This is a genomic window from Polynucleobacter sp. UK-Mo-2m-Kol15 (assembly GCF_018881505.1).
Taxonomy (GTDB): Bacteria; Pseudomonadota; Gammaproteobacteria; order Burkholderiales; family Burkholderiaceae; genus Polynucleobacter.
On sequence record NZ_JACVQC010000001.1, the window covers coordinates 747590 to 765670 of the forward strand.

General features: G+C 44.0%; 19 protein-coding genes. 12 read left to right on the forward strand and 7 right to left on the reverse strand.

The features are described 5' to 3' along the window. Positions 1-32: 32 nt before the first annotated feature. The 6 genes from ICN43_RS03950 to ICN43_RS03975 all read right to left on the reverse strand — a co-directional run bounded on the left by ICN43_RS03950 (position 33) and on the right by ICN43_RS03975 (position 6416). Positions 33-1016, reverse strand: a complete 984-nt coding sequence (locus ICN43_RS03950; protein WP_216197306.1) for a tripartite tricarboxylate transporter substrate binding protein — start codon at positions 1014-1016, stop codon at positions 33-35. 299 nt (positions 1017-1315) lie between these two features. Beyond that, positions 1316-2296, reverse strand: coding sequence for a Gfo/Idh/MocA family protein (locus ICN43_RS03955; RefSeq protein ID WP_216197307.1), 981 nt, complete (start codon positions 2294-2296; stop codon positions 1316-1318). 23 nt (positions 2297-2319) lie between these two features. Beyond that, a complete protein-coding gene (locus tag ICN43_RS03960) occupies positions 2320-3426 on the reverse strand; it encodes a mandelate racemase/muconate lactonizing enzyme family protein (protein WP_216197308.1) in 1107 nt (368 codons plus the stop codon). Then, entirely contained in the window at positions 3423-4307 is an 885-nt protein-coding gene (locus tag ICN43_RS03965) for an NAD(P)-dependent oxidoreductase (RefSeq protein WP_216197309.1), read from the reverse strand. The genes ICN43_RS03960 and ICN43_RS03965 overlap by 4 nt, the downstream gene beginning before the upstream one ends. 6 nt (positions 4308-4313) lie before the next feature. Next, positions 4314-5438, reverse strand: coding sequence for a TRAP transporter substrate-binding protein (locus tag ICN43_RS03970; protein WP_216197310.1), 1125 nt, complete (start codon positions 5436-5438; stop codon positions 4314-4316). Beyond that, positions 5439-6416, reverse strand: coding sequence for a tripartite tricarboxylate transporter substrate binding protein (locus ICN43_RS03975; RefSeq protein ID WP_216197311.1), 978 nt, complete (start codon positions 6414-6416; stop codon positions 5439-5441). It lies immediately after the preceding gene. A gap of 123 nt (positions 6417-6539) precedes the next feature. Here ICN43_RS03975 and ICN43_RS03980 point away from each other — a divergent pair, with 123 nt between their 5' ends. From ICN43_RS03980 to ICN43_RS03990, 3 genes are all read left to right on the forward strand, one after another. Beyond that, positions 6540-7439 carry a LysR family transcriptional regulator gene (locus ICN43_RS03980; protein WP_216197312.1) on the forward strand — a complete coding sequence of 300 codons (900 nt, stop codon included), beginning with the start codon at positions 6540-6542 and terminating at the stop codon, positions 7437-7439. Positions 7440-7604: 165 nt separating this feature from the next. Continuing rightward, a complete protein-coding gene (locus ICN43_RS03985; RefSeq protein ID WP_255533414.1) occupies positions 7605-8570 on the forward strand; it encodes a cyclase family protein in 966 nt (321 codons plus the stop codon). A 55-nt stretch (positions 8571-8625) separates the two neighbouring features. After that, positions 8626-9621, forward strand: a complete 996-nt coding sequence (locus ICN43_RS03990) for a tripartite tricarboxylate transporter substrate binding protein (RefSeq protein ID WP_216197314.1) — start codon at positions 8626-8628, stop codon at positions 9619-9621. On the opposite strand, the gene ICN43_RS03995 is transcribed toward ICN43_RS03990, so the two are convergent. Next, positions 9608-10267 (reverse strand): TetR/AcrR family transcriptional regulator, encoded by a 660-nt coding sequence (locus tag ICN43_RS03995; RefSeq protein WP_216197315.1) that lies wholly within the window; start codon positions 10265-10267, stop codon positions 9608-9610. The genes ICN43_RS03990 and ICN43_RS03995 overlap by 14 nt on opposite strands. Before the next feature lie 45 nt (positions 10268-10312). On the opposite strand from ICN43_RS03995, the gene ICN43_RS04000 reads away from it, so the two are divergent. The 9 genes from ICN43_RS04000 to ICN43_RS04040 are packed head-to-tail and all read left to right on the forward strand — an operon-like array spanning position 10313 to position 18056. After that, on the forward strand, positions 10313-11197 hold the full coding sequence (locus ICN43_RS04000; protein ID WP_216197316.1) for a 3-keto-5-aminohexanoate cleavage protein: 885 nt from the start codon (positions 10313-10315) through the stop codon (positions 11195-11197). Positions 11198-11206: 9 nt separating this feature from the next. Next, positions 11207-11779: a cupin domain-containing protein gene (locus tag ICN43_RS04005; RefSeq protein WP_216197317.1), complete on the forward strand. Its 573-nt coding sequence runs from the start codon at positions 11207-11209 to the stop codon at positions 11777-11779. Positions 11780-11787: 8 nt separating this feature from the next. Next, the gene (locus ICN43_RS04010) at positions 11788-12762 is read left to right on the forward strand and encodes a tripartite tricarboxylate transporter substrate binding protein (protein ID WP_216197318.1); all 975 of its coding nucleotides are present in this window, start codon (positions 11788-11790) and stop codon (positions 12760-12762) included. Positions 12763-12781: 19 nt separating this feature from the next. Then, a complete protein-coding gene (locus ICN43_RS04015) occupies positions 12782-13945 on the forward strand; it encodes an enolase C-terminal domain-like protein (protein WP_370623150.1) in 1164 nt (387 codons plus the stop codon). Between the two features lie 32 nt (positions 13946-13977). Further along, complete coding sequence (locus tag ICN43_RS04020) at positions 13978-14844, forward strand: dioxygenase (RefSeq protein ID WP_216197319.1); 867 nt, start codon at positions 13978-13980, stop codon at positions 14842-14844. Positions 14845-14851: 7 nt separating this feature from the next. Continuing rightward, complete coding sequence (locus ICN43_RS04025) at positions 14852-15613, forward strand: SDR family NAD(P)-dependent oxidoreductase (protein WP_216197320.1); 762 nt, start codon at positions 14852-14854, stop codon at positions 15611-15613. Between the two features lie 30 nt (positions 15614-15643). Next, positions 15644-16645, forward strand: coding sequence for a zinc-binding alcohol dehydrogenase family protein (locus ICN43_RS04030; RefSeq protein ID WP_216197321.1), 1002 nt, complete (start codon positions 15644-15646; stop codon positions 16643-16645). 26 nt (positions 16646-16671) lie between these two features. Further along, on the forward strand, positions 16672-17022 hold the full coding sequence (locus tag ICN43_RS04035) for a cupin domain-containing protein (RefSeq protein WP_216197322.1): 351 nt from the start codon (positions 16672-16674) through the stop codon (positions 17020-17022). Positions 17023-17057: 35 nt separating this feature from the next. Beyond that, a complete protein-coding gene (locus tag ICN43_RS04040; protein WP_216197323.1) occupies positions 17058-18056 on the forward strand; it encodes a tripartite tricarboxylate transporter substrate binding protein in 999 nt (332 codons plus the stop codon). Positions 18057-18081: the final 25 nt, after the last annotated feature.

Sequence of the window (18081 nt, forward strand, 5' to 3'; positions counted from 1 at the left end):
TAAAAATAATTTCCGAAAAGATGGAATTTTGCTTATTCCTTCGGTATGTTTAATTTCTTAATTTGCTCCCCCGCAGCTATAGAATCTTTTCTGGCAATCTCATTGACTCTGCTTGGTGCACTGAAAAGCGGTGTGACACCTAATCTCAGGAAGCTATCCTTAACATCGGATGAGCTCATAATTTTTTCAAGTGTGGTGTTGAGTTTTTGAATGATAGGTTCAGGAACTCCTTTTTGAGTGACAAGGGTCCACCAAACAACTGACTCAAAATTAGGATATCCAAGCTCTACCATTGTGGGTACATCAGGAAGGGAGGTGGAGCGTTGTGCTGTTGTAACTGCCAAAGGAGTTAATTTTTTCGTATTGATGAATGGAAGTGCTGGCGCCATATCTGAGAAAACTAATTGCACTTCACCTGCGACCAAGGCTGCGGTTGCCTGACCATTTCCCTTGTATGGAATATGGGTAATGTCTATATTGGCTGCGGATGCAAACTTCTCACCAGCTAAGTGTGCTGTATTACCTTTCGCGCCTGCACCGTAATTAATCTCACCTGGCTTAGCTTTTGCAAGTGCGACTAGTTCACTCACTGTCTTTGCAGGTGAGTTTGGATTTACAACCAGCACCTGGCCTGCAATGCCCACCATGGTAATAGGTGAAAAATCTTTATACCAGTCATAACTTAGTTTTTTATAAAGAAATTGATTATTTAAAATGATGCTGCTGGTTGATAGTAAAAGCGTATATCCATCAGCTGGAGATTTAGCCGCTGCGTCAAGGCCGATGGTGCCATTTGCACCCGGTTTGTTTTCAACGATAACGCTTTGCCCCAAAGCATCACCCAGTTTTTGTGCAATGATTCTGCTTAGCAAATCACTGGTTCCTCCGGGTGGAAAAGGCGCAATAATTTTCATTGCATGATTTGGATAGTTTTGTTGAGCTATCGCAACCAGGGGAATGAAAAGTAGCGCTATCAATGAACTTCTTAAGGCGATGAAGCTGAGCTTGCGTTGCATAATTGTCTCCGAATCTGATTTAAATATCGTTCTTATGGGTATTACAAAACCTGATTAATTTTGGCCGGCAATGTCGGCTTGAACTCCCAATTTTTATCATAATTTCCCTAAAAATACTCTAGGTGTATTCAGCATTTTTAATTCAAAAATAATCCCTCTGAAGAGGAGGGTATTTGATGGCCAATGATCTCCACAATACGAACCAGTGAATTTCAATCTCATTCGGATAATTGCTGGTCTATTTGATATCGCTAAAAAAAGGGGCGCTGAGAGCAATGAGATCGCAAGATGAAAGAGTTTTATGGATGTACCTTTATAGTGGATTGTTTGTTCACTGATTGCACAATGGCTTCAAAAAGGTTGATTGTTTGTCCCATTTCTTCTGTGCTAATTGGGTAGGGTATTTCTCCGCCTGACGCAATGGAGGTGGCAAATGCATCGAGTTCTGCCTTAATAGAGTCAATTGCTGGGTAGGTAAAGCGCTCAACTACATAACCATTTCTGCGAACAATGCACTCAGTTTCGCCAATCGCCTCTACTGAACCAGCATCTCCAAAGGCATGCATTCGCCAAAATAGAGGGGTGGCTCTAACCATCGCAAAATAAGCGCTCACCCCATTTTCAAATTGGACATTGACTGAGGTGGCATCACGAGGATCTTTGCCTGACCTGAAGCTGGCAACATGAGCAGAAACTTGACTTGCTTTTCCCGCAAGGTTAACCATGGCATCAATAATATGAATACCCGTACCAGTTAATCCACCGGCGGGTGATTCGGTTGGTTTATCGCGCCAATCTGAGAAAAATTTTGTCGAATGCTCATTGCTGTAGTGGCCTTCAATATGCATTAAAGTGCCTAGGGTGCCGCTGGCCACAACCTCTCGGAGTTTGGCCATGGAAGGCCAAAATCGTTTATTTTGTCCCACTGCAAGAATGACATGATTGTCTTTGCATGCTTTGATGGCGGTTACTGCATCCTCATGTCTGAGTGCCAATGGCTTCTCACAAAATACATGCTTTCCTGCTTGTGCCGAAGCCACAATTTGGTCTGAATGCATGGAATGGGGTGTAGCTAAAACAATTGCCTCAATCAGGGGGTTGGATAACGCATCACTCAGTTCATTACTCAAGGTAATTTGATGAGCTTTGCAGTATTCAGATGCTTCAGCCATTTCTTTGGTCACGATCATGGCGAGTCGAATTTTGGAGTCTTCCCCCTCCATTGCTTTCGCTAAATTTTTTCCCCACCAACCAAATCCAATTAAAGCAACGTTGACCATATGCTAGCTACCTTTACCAAAAATTACACGAGAAAACGCTTCAGTTGATCTTCATTCACTTCTATTCCTAGGCCTGCAGCAGTCGGGATAGAGTACATGCCATTGATTGGCTGAATAGGCTTGTCAACAATATCTTCGGCTAAATATAAGTGGCTCGGGCTAACCCCCCAGTTCACATTATTTAATGCGGCGCTCAGTTGCAATACTGCCGCCGAGGCAATCGATGTCTCTGCAATCTTTCCGGCAAGATTAATCTCTAGGTTTAATGCATTACATACCGCCGCACTCTGGAGAACACCACTGATCCCGCCTAATTTAAGTGTTTTAAGGGAAACGCCAGAGACGCCATGCCCTTTAGCGCTAATCATATCTGCGGTACTGGTAATTGATTCATCAAGCCCAATCGGCGCAAGATGAAGATCGCAGATCTGTTTCAATCCTGAAATATTGTCTTTTTTAAGGGGCTGCTCTAAAAAAGCAAGATTAGCATTCTTGCAGCCCTCTAAAAATTCCACGGCCTGTTCGGTTGTGTAGCCCATATTGGCATCAGCACAAATTTGTATTCCATCTCCTAGGACCTTGCGCATACCTAGGAATGATTGAATATCCTCTGCAAGCGATTTCACGCCAAGCTTGAGCTTAAAAAACCGATAACCAAGAGTCAGGCATTTTTCAGTCTCCCTGATATCTGAGTCTACCGACTTGGTTCCGATTAACCATAGCGGGGGAATTTGATCTCTTTGTCTTCCGCCCATCAAAGTACAGGCACTAACTCCCAACTCTTTTCCTAGAAGATCATATAAAGCCATGTCAATCGCTGCTGCTGCCCCATTTCCTTGTGGAAATTTTTGGGTGATCAAGTTGCTGATGCCCGATAAACAATGTGAGTCTTGGCCAATGAGTAGGGCGTGAATATGATGATGAAATACATTCTTCATTTGATCGAGGGATTGGCCGCCATGACTTGGGGCAGCTGTATTTTCACCCCAACCGACAATACCGTGATGCGTTTCTAGTCGGACAATAAATGTCTCTGCATGCGTAATCTGAACCCCAGCCATCAGCATCGGCTTGATGAGGGGAATTTTTAAGGTAAAAGCTGTTGCGTAGCGAATAGTGGATGGTTTCAATTGGAGTCCCCTCGGCGGTGAATTGCCTCGAATATGATTGCGTTATCTTGCTTTCCTTCCCCTCGCTCAAGGCAGGCTTCCAATAGCTCGGTGTATTGAGTTGCCAGGGGGAGCGGTTGATTATTTTGCGCTGCTAGTTTATGAATGAGGCCAAAATCTTTGAGACTTTGATCAACACGGCTTTGAGGTTCATCATACTTTCGCTTTGTCATGAAAGGGCCCTTAACGCGCATGACGCTAGATTCAGCGGCTGAATTTTGAAGTAGGCTTAATAAGGTGTCTGTATCTAATCCAATTCGTTGTCCGAATACTAAACCCTCTGCAAGTGCGGCTCGATGAAGTCCTAAAACGAGATTGATCGCCAGTTTAGCCTTGCTGGCACTGCCAATCTCGCCAACATACATTCTTTTTGCACACATAGCATCTAGTATCGGCGATAAATTATCGATAGCTTTTTTATCACCACCTATGAGGCCAAGGCAGTCTCCATTCGCTACTTGTTTACTTGTACCGGAAATAGGCATCTCTATAAAGTGCGCAGAATGTTTGTGCGTGGCAGCGGCAATTTCGCAAATAGCCTCCGGTTCACAAGTACTGGTGCAGATAATATTTAGGGCTGAAGCTCGGGGGCTCAAAAGCAAACCCTGTGGACCAAGAAGGGTTTCTTGGATTTGCTTTGTATCAAAGAGGCACAGGATCAAAGCATCTGTTTTTTCAGCCAACGCTATTGCCGATGAAGCCACTCTTGCGCTACCAAACTCATGGCAGCGATCATGATTAATGTCATAGCCTAGAGTTTCATATCCCTGACTTTGTAATCTTGTTGAAAAGGCTTGACCCATTAAGCCAAGACCGATGATGCCAACCACTTTTTCTCTCATAGCGAATTATTCCAGTGGCGTAATATTAGTTAGAGGATTTTTAAGGGCGCTCTCAAATAATTCATCTGCAGAATACTGACTAAAGTGTTTAGTTGATTCATGTATGGCGCCAATCATTTTTTCCGAGGGGTATCCTAAGCTTGCCATTTCCTTGGAATATTTATTTGCTACTCCTGCTAATTGATGTTTCCATCGCTGAATTTCTTCTGCATTGATGTCGATAAATTGCATGCCTGACTCTTGAAAGGCTACCCGTGCTCTAGCGCCTGCTAGCCCATAAAATAACTGTGCTCCAGCTTGCGCTAATGCCCTTAGCCATTGATTTACAATTATTTTTAAGTCTGGAGACAGTTTGTTCCAAAAATGATGTGAGAGTCCATACTCAAGATTGACGCGGACTAAATTTGCTGAGGTTCTATAGCGGGCGAACTGAAAAATTCCTGCCGTATAGGCTGCGCTATCCGATATTGATACAGCGTCAGTCTCATTACTGGCAAACTTTGCCTTAGCCTCTGGCGTACTACATCCTATTGGAATAGCGCCTAGCGTTTTATAAATATCGAATTCCATGCCATCACTACAGGCAACTTTTTTACCAATTAAATCATCGAGGCACTCAATCGGTTCTCGGCTGAAAAGGTTGTATTCACTAGTAGCAACCAGGCGACCCATGAGAATTTGATTGGCCTCAAAATCTTTTTTGAAATAATCGTGATAGAGCGCTTCTGATACTGCAGTAGCAACCTCAGCGCTCGGAAATATAAATGGCAAGCTGAGACTTTGTGCTGCTGGAAATATCTTAGAATCCCATGCCGAGTAAACAGGGCACATATCAGTCACATTGTTAATAAGCGCATCAATTCCTTCGCGTTCTTTATGAAGGCTGCCACCCCAGTAACCCTTTACTTGAATTGCGCCCTTAGTCATGATTTGTAATCGTTTGAATGCGGGCTCAAAAACATCTTTTACTGCTGGTGAATCGCCTGGTATGTGGGCGCTAATTCTTAATGTAATTGCATCAGGCTTAACAATCAGATCTTCCTCTGAAGTGTCAAGCCATGCGCGTGAGCAAGAAGTTTTAGCAATGACTTCTTCGACGCTGTCGTTTGCGCCAATTTGCTGTGGATTCATTTAGTCGTTCGCCTTTAGATTGGCTTCTTTAACAATGCTTCCATAGCGATTAATTTCAGCTAGATAGTATTTATTAAAATCAGCTTGGCTACCGCCAATGACCCTGAAGCCTTGTTTCTCTAGATGCGCCCTAAAGCTTGGCGTATTGAGAATCGCATCTGTGGTTTGATTTATTTTGTTCACAATACTTTCCGGCGTACCTGCTGGCAAAAATATCCCAAACCATGTTTCCACTTCAACACCGGGTACACCAACCTCGGCCATAGTTGGAATATTAGGGGCTAGAGGTGATCGAGTTGGGGAGGCAAGTGCCAGGGCTCTAATCTTTCCTGCGCCCAGTTGCTGTAGCACTAGAGGTAAGGTTGGAAACATCGCGTCTACCTGACCAGCCAGGGTGTCACTTAGAGCTTGCGCAGTCGATTTGTAAGGTACATGAGCAATGTTGGTTTTGGTGGAAATTTTGAAAATTTCTCCAGCAAACTGCCCAATGCTGCCATTTCCCCACGAGGCATAGTTTATTTTTCCAGGATTGTCCTTAGCTAGGGCAATAAACTCTTTGGCAGTTTTTGCGTTGACATTGTTATTAACAACTAGGACCAGTGGGACTGCTGCAATTTGGATGGTGGGGATGAATGCTTTTCTAGGGTCATAGCTTAAAGTGCTCATCCACGGATTGGTTGCAATGGACGTGGATTCAATCATCAAGGTATACCCGTCTGGCTTAGCTCTTGAAAATATCTCCTCTCCGATTGCCCCATTTGCACCAACACGGTTATCTACGACAACGCTTTGACCAAGCTTTTCTGTTAGCAGTGGAGCCAGGTTGCGGGCTAGCAGGTCGGCTGTGCCGCCGGGTGACATTGGAACAATAATATTGATAGGTCTACTTGGGTAGTTGTTTGCCCCTTGCGCCGATACTGCAGCAGGAACGGCTAATACCATCAAAGCAAGCACCGATAACTTGAATTTTCTTTTCATGATCTCCTCCACTATTTATCTTTTTATTGCCCCATTTGAGAGTAAAACCCAAATATCCACAAATACCTTTTTTGTAGCTTAAGATATAACAAATTGATATGGGTGGCATGGAGGCTTTACATTATGGAGTTAAGAAGTATTAATTACTTTGTTGCTATTGCAGAGCTTGGAAATATTTCAGCAGCAGCAGTCAAATTAGGGATTGCACAACCTGCATTAACTCGCCATATTAAGCAGCTAGAGGGTGAGCTCAACACTATTCTCTTCAATCGTTTGGCAAGGGGGGTCCAGTTGACAGCGTCCGGGAGGGAGCTCCTAGAATACGCCAATCGTATAGTGAGTGAGGTTGCACAGGCAAAACACGAGATATCGGGACTTCGCTCAAAACCAAAGGGCTCGATTGTATTTGGTGCTAGTCCAACTATATCCTCAATTTTGATGCCAAAAGTTGTATCCGATACCCTGCAAGAATTTCCTGGAATTCACATGCGACTGATCGAGGGGAGAAGTATTAGATTAAATGACTTCTTGTTAACTGGACTCTTGGATATCGCAATCCTGACCAACCCATTGCCATCTTATAAATTCCACTTGACTCCACTCATATCAGAGCCGCTATGTTTAGTAGGGATTGCTGGAATGCTGCCTAAGCAGAGCCCTATTGCCTTGGGAGGCTTGAATTCACTCCCCCTCATTCTGACTCCCGGTATGTTGGCATTGACTCACAAGGCCGGATCGGGCAAAAAATCTGCATTACATGTCATTGCTGAAATAGAGTCTATTGAGACCATCCGTAGCTTAGTAAAAGCGGGTGAGGCAATTACGATTGCCCCTGCTAGTGCATTTCATGAGGAGTTAAATCGCGATGAGCTTCAGGCTATGACAATTGAAATTAAAGATTTGCGTAGAGATTTAGTTCTAGCTTCTAGAATTGACAATGCTCATCTTCCTGCCGTTAGAGAGGTATCTAGAATTGTGAAGGCGGCGGTAAAGTCCCAGATGGGCGGGTATGCCATTTCCTGAGCTTGAATCATCATCATTTAGCAATGACCCCAGTTGCTAGCCTATCTTTTTAGGCTAAATAATTCACCGAAATTTAAGGGCATTGATTTGGGCTATTGACAGGGATCATTTTCGCTGATAATTTAAACAACTGTTTAATAATATTTAAATAAGGCAATGGAGACAATGAAAAAAATTACTCGCGCTGATTTAACTGCGGCATCCGAAAAATATAAAAATTGGGGCAAATGGGGTCCTGAGGATGAGATTGGAACATTGAATTTCACCTCTCCAGAAGATATTGTTGCAGCTGCACAATTGGTGCGAAAAGGGAAGGTTATTTCTTTGGCGCTCAATTTTGATAGTAGCGGTCCTCAAGGGGCTAAAACAAAGTATCCATCTATGGGGCGCATCAATCCAGTGCACACCATGTTGCGGACGGGGACTGATGCCTATGCGGGAGTGTTGGATAAGAGGGGCATTCGGGCTGCGGACGACATGGTTGTAATGCCACTTCAGTGCGGCACCCAATGGGACGGCTTAGGACATGTTTTCTATGAGAATTACATGTATAACGGTTATGACTGTAGGGAAGTGTCTTCAGCGGGCGCGGCAAAATGCGGAATCGAAAAGACGAAATCAAAAATGGTTGGCCGCGGTATTTTGCTGGATGTAGCGAGAGCCAAAGGTATGGAATGCTTGCCTGAAGGGTATGGAATTACCTGTAAGGACTTGGATGACACTGCGAAGAAACAAGGGATTGAAATTAAGCGTGGCGACTACATCATTGTGCGCACAGGCCAAATGGAAGAAAAAATTAAAGCCGGAAGCTGGGATGGCTATCCAGGTGGTGATGCTCCGGGGTTTGCATTTGAGACTTTGGAATGGATTCAGCGTACTGAATTAGCTGCCTTAGCCAGTGATACTTGGGGCTGCGAAGTTCGCCCAAATGAGTCTGAGCCTGGCATTAATCAACCATGGCATTGGATTACTATCCCGATTATGGGCATGACCATGGGCGAAATTTTCTATTTAAAAGATATTGCTGATGACTGTGCAGCAGACGGTATCTATGAGTTTATGTTTGTAGCCCCTGCAATTCCTATTACCGGGGCGGTTGGTTCTCCAACCAATCCTCTCGCAATTAAATAAGAGTAATCAGTTCGAATTAAGTATCCATTTTTATACCGAAAATCTAGGAGGTAGAATGCGCCATTCCACTTGCAGTATTCAAAATACTTTTAGGAAGCTGTTTCAACTGAGCTTGTTAGCAAGCGTTAGTTTGATGGCTGGGTCGGCTTTAGCTGCCTACCCCGATAAGTCGATTAAGTTAGTAGTTGGCTTCCCGCCTGGCGGCCCAACCGATATGTCTGCCCGCATTATTGCGCCTAAGCTTGCAGAGATCTTGAAGCAATCCGTTTTTGTTGAAAATAAGGCGGGCGCTGGAGGAAACGTTGCAGCTCAGATCGTTGCCAACGCTCCTCCAGATGGCTATACCTTCCTAGTAAACTCTGCTGCATTTGCAGTAAACCCAGCGCTATATGGTGCAGCAGCTGGTTACAGCCCAAAGATAAATTTTTCTACAGTTGCCTTTATCTCTACTCAGGCCAATGTCATTAGTGTCAATGATGCTGTTCCGGTAAAAACTTTAGCTGAGCTCAAAGCATATGCAAGCAAGAATAAGCTGTCATATTCAAGTCCGGGATATGGCACTACACCACATTTGACTTGCGAAAATCTATTCCGAGTTCAATGGAAGGCTGATATCAATCACATTCCTTACAAGGGTGCAGGCCCAGCTTCAATGGCAGTTGTTGGCGGTGAAACGCCAATTGCTTGTACGGCAGTTGCAGGTGTTTATCAGTTCTCTAAGCAGGGTAAGGTTCGCATTCTGGGGATCTCCAGTGATAAACGCTCACCAAACTTGCCTGATGTTCCGACTTTAGTTGAATTGGGTTATCCACAGATTAAGGATTACACCTGGTCCGCCATGATGGCGCCAATTAAAACGCCAAATGACATCGTGCAAAAAATGAATGGAGCTGTGAATTTCGTATTGCAGTTACCTGAAGTTAAGGAGCAGATGGATAAAGCTGGATTGGTGGTGATGAGTGGGGATGTTCAGCAGGCCAATACGTATATGACTGAAGAGGTCAATCGCTGGGAAAAAGTAGTGAAAGAAGTGGGCGCTAAGGTTGAGTAGGTGGAGCTAGGAAGCCTTGTTCACAAAAATCCAGAATTTCAGGGATTGCTTGTGCAAGGTTTCCACCTTTGCATCGACCTTTCGAGATTACTTCAATGCGACCTGTATTTGAAGCCACGTATAGATATAAACCCATAACAAAAATCAAACGCCAAGCTATGGACTCTTCACTTAATTTAGGGAGTGTAATCTTTAACTCCTCCACAAAGCGTAAGCTGGTTGCGTCATATAGCTTGGATCGCAATACGCTTTCAATGTTTTTTGGTTCATTATGAAGTCGAGCCTGCAGCTTCACAAAGCTTTTACCGCCTTTATCTTCACTAGCCATGCGCAACGGTGGATAAATGAAGGCATATATCAAGTTTCGCAATGGAATAGCTTTGTTTTTCGCTTTGACTTTGGCTTCATTCAGCAGCATATTACGCTCGGCAAGAATGATGCTGGCACGGCGTTCAAAGACGGCATTAAACAACCCTTTTTTATTTTGAAAGTGGTAGTTGATCAATGCCTGGTTTACTTTTGCGCGAGTTGCAATATCTCGCACAGTGGTCATGGCATAGCCATGCTCAGAAAACAAAACCTCTGCAATGTCGAGCAAACGCATGGCGGTTGTGTTTTTTGAATGCGGACGTATTTTTTTAATCATTATTTTTTTAATTAATTTCAAATCACTTTACTAAAAGGAAACGCGATGAGCAAAACAATTTTGACTTGTGCAGTTACAGGTAATTTAACAAAACCAGAGATGACCCCCTATCTTCCTATAACTCCACAGCAAATTGCTGATGCTTGTTTAGGTGCTGCTGATGCAGGGGCGGCAGTGGCACATATCCATGTACGTCACCCAGATACTGGTAAGCCATCTATGGAGATTGACCATTATGCAGAGGTAATTCAGTTAATACAAAAACACAATAAAGAGCTCATCATCAATTTGACCACTGGCCCAGGCGGTAGATATGTGCCAACCGAAGGAGACCCTAAGTTATTTGCTCCCGGCACTACCTTATGTGACCCATTAAAGCGCGTGGAGCATGTTGCAAAGCTCAGACCTGATATTTGCTCACTGGACTTAAATACGATGAATTCTGGTCCTGATGTAGTCATGAATACACCTAGCAATGTACGCAAGATGGCAAAGGTCATTCGGGATGCTGGCGTGATGCCTGAGTTAGAGATTTTTGATACTGGGGATCTGAATTTAGCAAAAGACTTAATTAAAGATGGAACCCTTGAGGGCCCGGGTTTATACACCTTTGTGATGGGTGTGAAGTATGGATTAAATACAGATCCAGCAACATTGCTATACATGCGAGATCAATTGCCTCATGGTGCGAAGTGGGCAGCTTTTGGTATTAGCCGCGCAGAGTTTCCGATGGTTGCTCAAGCTTGGTTATATGGCGGCCATATCCGGGTTGGCATGGAAGATAATATCTATCTTGAAAAAGGCGTTCTTTGTGAGAGCAATGCGCAGCTAGTTGAGCGTGCCCATCGTATTGTGAAGGATCTGGGTGGTGAGTTAGCTACAGCTAATGAGGCACGTGACATGCTTGGTCTTAAGAAAACCAATTCTTAAGAGGCTCTGATGAACCATCCAAAGGGCTACGTTCGACGCATTGTCACCGGACATGATGCAGAAGGTAAGGCCATCGTTACACACGATGGACCTGCCCCTTCTGTGCATACCAATCCAAAAAGAGTTGGGTTTTATCTGACTGATCTATGGCACACCGATGCCATGCCAGTACCGGTTGATAATACGTCTGATACAACTTCTCGCCCACTGCAATTGGAGCCCCCTACAAATGGCACTGTAGTGCGAATTATTGAATTTGGACCGGAAGGGGAGTGGCTTCAAAAGTTGGCCCAAGATGACGCGAAGGATGTCTTTGGGGCCATGGGTACCAACAAGGCCTCAACTTACCAGTCAGGGACGCACCCCTTAATGCACCGTACTGAAACAGTAGATTATGCGGTTGTACTGGAAGGAGAAATTTACTTGGTCCTCGATAAAGAAGAGCGCCTAATGAAACAGGGCGATTTTTTGGTCGAGAGGGGAACAAATCATGCTTGGAGTAATCGATCAGGCAAGCCCTGCAAGATGCTTTTTGTGTTGATTGATGGCAAGTTTGATCCTGAAATAAAAAAACACTTTTAAGGTGGGCCATGAATTCATTTTTTAAAAAAGTATTTTCAATTTGTGCCTGTATTTTTCTAGGTTCAGTGCACAGTGTTAGCGCCCAAGGCTACCCAGAAAAGACGATTCGCTTAATGGTTGGCTATGCCCCCGGGGGCTTAACTGACGGGGTTGCGCGCACTTTGTCGCCACAATTGTCGGAGTTATTGGGAAAGCAAGTGGTAGTTGAAAATCGTGGCGGCGGGGGAAGTTCAATTGCAACAGATGTCGTTGCTAAATCACCGGCAGATGGCTACACACTCCTAATGGCGGATCAGGCGCTCATCAGTAACCCTAGTTTATTTTCAACTTTACCTTATGACACGCTCAAGGATCTTCAGCCTGTAGCTCTAGTTGGAACTGCAGCCTCAGTCATCGTTGTTAACTCAACATTGCCAGTTCGAGACTTAAAGGCACTGATCGCATTGGCTAAAAGTAAGCCTGGTACCTTGAACTATGCTTCTGGTGGTAATGGCACCATGACCCATTTGGCTGGCGAGCTATTTAAGCAAGTTGCCCGCGTTGATATTGTGCATGTTCCTTATAAGGGTACTGGCCCAGCTGTAGTTGATTTATTGGGGGGTCAGGTTCCAATGATGTTTAGTAGCATTGGTCCAGTGGCGCAATATATTAAATCTGGTCAATTAATTGCTTTGGCAGTGACTGGAGAGAATCGCTCGCCTGCCTTACCTAACGTCCCCACTCTATCCGAGTTAGGTCTTGCGCAAGCTACTGTAATTGGCTATTGGGGGATGATGGCTCCTACAGGAACCCCGGGCGATGTTACTGAAAAACTCATGAAGGCAGTAAGTGATGTTGTGAAACGTCCAGACATAAATCAAAGATTGGTTAGCTTGGGTATAGATCCAAGTTTTGCTACAGGCGCACGGTACGAAAAAATCTTAAGCTCAGAGATTCCCAAGTGGGCTCAAGTCATTAAGCTTGCGAATATCCGAATTGATTAAGAATTTATAAAGGTAGATTGTGAGAATCACAGATATTCGAGAGATTGCAGTACCCCTAAATTCAAGTATCCGCAATGCGGTTTTTGATTTTAGTGAGATGACAACATCGGTTGTAGCCGTGGTAACGGATGTGATTCGAAATGGAAAGCCAGTAGTTGGGTTTGCATTTAACTCCACCGGACGATATGCCTGTGGCGCTCAAATGCGAGATCGCTTAATTCCCCGCATTATGAAGGCTCAGCCTGAAACACTTCTCAATGCGGCAGGTAATAATCTGGATCCTGAAAAAATACTCGCTTGTATGATGCAGCGAGAAAAGCCAGGTGGACATACAGAAAGATCTGTAGCTGTAGGAACAATTGAGCTTGCAATTTGGGATGCTGTTGCAAAGATTGAAGATCTTCCATTGCATGTTGTGTTGGCAAATCAGTTTTCTGCAGGCGAAGTGCGCAAGGAGATTCCTTGTTACGTGGGTGGTGGTTGGTATGCTCCAAATAAAGGGATTCCTGAGTTATTGGATGAAATCAGAACTCGACTAGACCAGGGTTACACCACCATGAAAATCAAGGTTGGTGGCGCCTCTGTAGCAGAAGACATTGCTCGTTTGGAGGCCTCCCTAAAGGTTGTTGGGGGCGGTCAGAATCTGGCTGTAGATGCGAATGCGGGGCTCTCTCCAGAGCGTGCGCTGGCATATGCTAAGGCTTTACAGTCCTATAAACTGCGCTGGTTTGAAGAGCCTACTGATCCTTTGGACTTTGCCTTACTTGCAGAAATTACGGATATATATTCGTCGCCTATAGGTACTGGTGAAAATCTTTTTTCAACGCAAGATATACATAATTTGGTTCATTTTGGTGGTCTTCGCAAGGACCGAGACATTATTCAAATTGATGTTCCTCAGTCCTATGGGATTGTTCAATTTAGTAGAACTGTAAAGATGCTAGAAGACCGAGGCTGGGGCCGTCATTCTATTTTTCCTCATGGCGGAAATTTAATGACCTTGGCAATCGTGGCTGGATTTGGTTTAGGCGGGTGTGAGGCATACCCAGATACATTTGGTGTCTTTGCTGGTTTTGCAGATGATTCTCAAGTTACTGATGGAAAAATTAATCTCTCTGAAAGGCCTGGGATTGGTTTCGAGGGGCAAAACGCACTCTATGATGTGATGAGAAAGATTGTTTAATGTTACTTTTGAAAAAGTGTTAGGGTTTCAATATGGCCCTCATAACAAGTCCTGAATCAATTTTAGATATTGCGCTTGCTGCTATGCAGGGCACGCAAGATCAGCGACTAAAAACTTTAGTCGCCTCATTAACTCAGCATTTACATCAGTTTGTCTTGGAGAATCAATTAACAGATTCTGAGTTTGAGAGGGCGCTTCAATTCATTGTTGGCATTGGTCAGGCTACTGGGAAGAATACCAATGAGGTAGTTCTTGCGGCCGATATCCTCGGCATCTCATCCCTAGTAGCGACAATCAATAATTTAGATCAGGATGGCGGGTCCTACGCTGCATTATTAGGCCCATTCTGGCGTAAGAATGCCCCTCTATGTGCTTGGGGTGAGAGCATTTCTAGAACAGACCTGGGTGGTCAGGCGATGGAAGTTCACGGGTTTGTTCTGGATGAGTCAAAAAAACCAATTGACTCTGCAATAGTGGATGTGTGGCATTCCTCCCCGGTTGGATTTTATGAAAATCAAGATGAACTTCAAGAGGATATGAATCTACGGGGTAGGTTTGAAACAAATGAAAATGGAGCGTTTTTCTTCAGAACGATTCGCCCTGCTGGATATCCTGTGCCAACCAATGGTCCCTGCGGAGAATTGTTGCGTGCACAAAGTAGACATCCTAATCGGCCAGCCCATATTCATTTCATGATTTCTAAGCTGGGCTATAAGGTATTAATAACTCAGGTTTTTGATTCGACAGACAGCAATCTAGAGAGTGATCCAGTATTCGGCGTCTCTAGACAGTTGGTTGGTAAATACCTAACAGATAGTAAGTCTGGAATTTGCCAACTAAATCATTCATTTGTATTGCAGGCTGGCGAGATGGAATTTCCAGCCCCACCAATCCCTTAGGAGTTTTATGAGTACTTTTCAATCTGTAGATGAATTAAGCAATAAAGTGGCCGTCATTATTGGCGGCACTGGTGCTGTTGGTTTTGCTACGGCAAAACGCTTTGCCAAATTGGGAGCAACTTGTGTATTGATTGGACGTAATGCCCTAGAAAAAGGGCAAGACCAAATTAGTCAACTACCCCCTGGAAATCATTTTTGCTTAAATGCATCCATTACGGATTCTCAAACATTAATTGCCGCTGCAAAAGAGGTGGAAAGTCGTCTGGGTCGATGCGATATTCTCATTAATTCCGCCGGCTTCACAAAGCCTGTGCCGGCTGCCAATTTGGATGATCTTACCGATGATTTGATTGATGAAGTTCTCAAAGCTAACTTTCGTGGAGTGTTTGCTTCTATCCGCGCATTTCAAGGCCTACTAAAGGCTAGTGGTGATGGCTTGATTGTGAATGTCTCTTCAATTGCAGGATTTACTGGGGTAGGTAGTAACCTGGCTTACGTTGCTGCCAAAGCTAGTCTCGATATTGTGAGTGAATCCTTAGCAAAGGTTCTTGCTCCATCGATACGTGTGCTATGCGTTTCTCCTGGCGTAGTGGATTCTGCATTTGTACCAGGGCGCGGAAGTGACTTCAATGACAAAACTGCTGCTACAACTCCATTAAGGCGTATTGGAAGTCCTGATGATGTGGCTTCCGCAATTGAAGCTTGCGCAACCCGTTTGCGCTTTTCAACAGGAACACGGATTGTCGTGGATGGTGGTCGACACCTCTAAAGACTGAAAGAATTTGATTGAGATAAAAGCATGATGACAATGAGTAAGCCAGATCTCCACGCTTTACGACTAAATAGCAAGGTTTCCTCTATTGAGGATTTGCTACCTGCTATCGAGATTCAGGTGCCGCCAGTATTAAAGAATGGTGAGGCCTTGGTGAGAGTCTATTACGCAGGGGTAAATCCTAGCGATGTTAAGGCTGCATTGGGCATCATGCCTAAGGCAATTTTTCCTCGTACCCCAGGGCGAGATTTTTCAGGAGTGGTTATTGATGGGCCTAGTGAGTGGGTGGGAAAAGAAGTTTGGGGTTCGGGTGGTGATATTGGTATCACACGCAATGGTTCTCACGCAGGATTGCTAGTTTTGCCCATCTTGGCTTTATTTGAAAAGCCAAATAATTTGGGTTTTGAGGAGGCGGGCTCAGTAGGCGTTCCTTTTGTTACTGCTTATGAAGGTTTTCGTCGCAGCGGTTTGCCTACGGTAGGTCAAACAGTGGTCGTTATGGGTGCGAACGGTAAAGTTGGGCAAGCTGCTGTCCAAATAGCGGCAATGCAAGGTGCAAATGTGATTGCCGTTCAGCGCTCAGAAAAATATGACACCTTTGCTTGCGGTCGAGTGCATGTTGTGAATTCAAAAGAATTAAGTCCTGATGCAATCGCTCAAAAAATATTGCAATTAAGTGATGGTAAAGGCGCAGATATTATTTATAACACCGTAGGAAGTGCCTACTTTGAGGCGACCAATAAATCACTCGCCAAGGGCGGAACACAGATATTAATCTCAACACAGGATCGAGCAATTCCATTCGATATTTTTACCTTCTATCGTGGTATGCATACTTATGTTGGCATCGATACCCTCGCATTGGACTGTATTGAATCTACCAAGCTACTAAATTTGCTACGCGCTGGATTTGAATCCGGAAAATTAAAGCCATTCAAGGTTGATCGGGTTTTTAGTCTTGATAAAGCTTTAGAGGCTTATCAACTTGTTTTAGGCGGTGCGCAAGATAGAGTTGTATTTAAGTTGTAGATATTAATAAATTGCAGAGAAAATAGATGCACATTACGCGCTTTAAAGAAGCTAAAACCTATGAAGCTCCCAACCATGATGATATGACTTGTTTACGTCTACAGGGTAAGGAGGCTAGCCCCTGTAATCAGATGTGGATGGGTATGAGTATATTTGAGCCAGGAGGTCAAACTGGATTTGATGGGTCAAATGTAGAAAAAATTTATTTCGTTGTTGAGGGTGAGATAACAGTTCTTTGTGAATCAACTGATGGCCAACAATCGGAAGCCGTGCTAGGTCTAAATGATTCATGTGTTTTTTTAGTTGGTGAAAAAAGGCAGTTAAAAAATCTCAGCAATCAAGTTGCAAAAGTAGTTTTAATAATGGCATCTCCCTAAATCCTATTTTAAATTCAATGCGAAGGATATAAATCATGAGGCAACTACAGAGCTTTTTAAAATACCCCATCCAATGCTTTACTTTGATCTTTGCGATCTCAGTATTTGGTGCTGGCACTGCTTACTCTCAGGTTCCGTGGCCGAAAGCAAAAACGATCAAATTTATTGTTCCCTTTACGCCTGGAAGTGGAACCGACGTTATTGCTCGATTAATCGCGAATCGCTTAGCCGAGACGCTAGAAACCTCCATATTTGTAGAGAATAAGCCAGGTGCCGGAGGAACAATCGGGGCGGCTATTGTTGCCAAGTCAGATCCAAATGGGTATACATTTTTAATCACATCCTCAGGACACGTTGTAAATCCATCGTTGTATAGCAACCTTCCTTACGATACTCTGAAGGATTTTTCTGGCGTTACTTCCTTGGTTGAGTTGCCTAATGTGATGGTTACCGCCTCAGATTCTGGTTATACGTCAGTAAAGGACTTAATTAATAAAGCACAAGCTGCGCCAGGCACCAAAAACTATGCTTCTGCAGGTAATGGTTCCGCTACCCATATGAATGCAGAGAAATTTAAATTAGCTGCAAAAATTAATGCCAATCACATTCCATATAAAGGAACGCCAGACGCAATTACCGATACCATTGCAGGTAGAGTGGATTGGTTCTTTTCACCCATTGTCTCTGCGCTGCCACTGATTAAGGATGGCAAGTTACAAGCCCTAGCTGTTGGTACCGATAAGCGGTCTCCCGTTCTGCCTAACGTGCCAACAACAAATGAGGCAGGCGTGCCGAACTCCTCTTATGTATTCTGGGTAGGTGTCTTTGCGCCATCAAAAACTCCAAGCAAAATTATTGATCGTATGAATGAGGGCATTATTAAGATCATGAAAGAGCCACAAATAGTTGCTCAAATTAATAAGCTTGGGGCGGAGCCCATCCTGATGAGCCCTCAAAAATTTGATCAAATGGTAAGGACTGAGATGGAGTCTTCTGCTATTTTGGTTAAGGAATCCAAGATGAGTGTGAACTAATAGATAGTTATCTTACCCACTTATT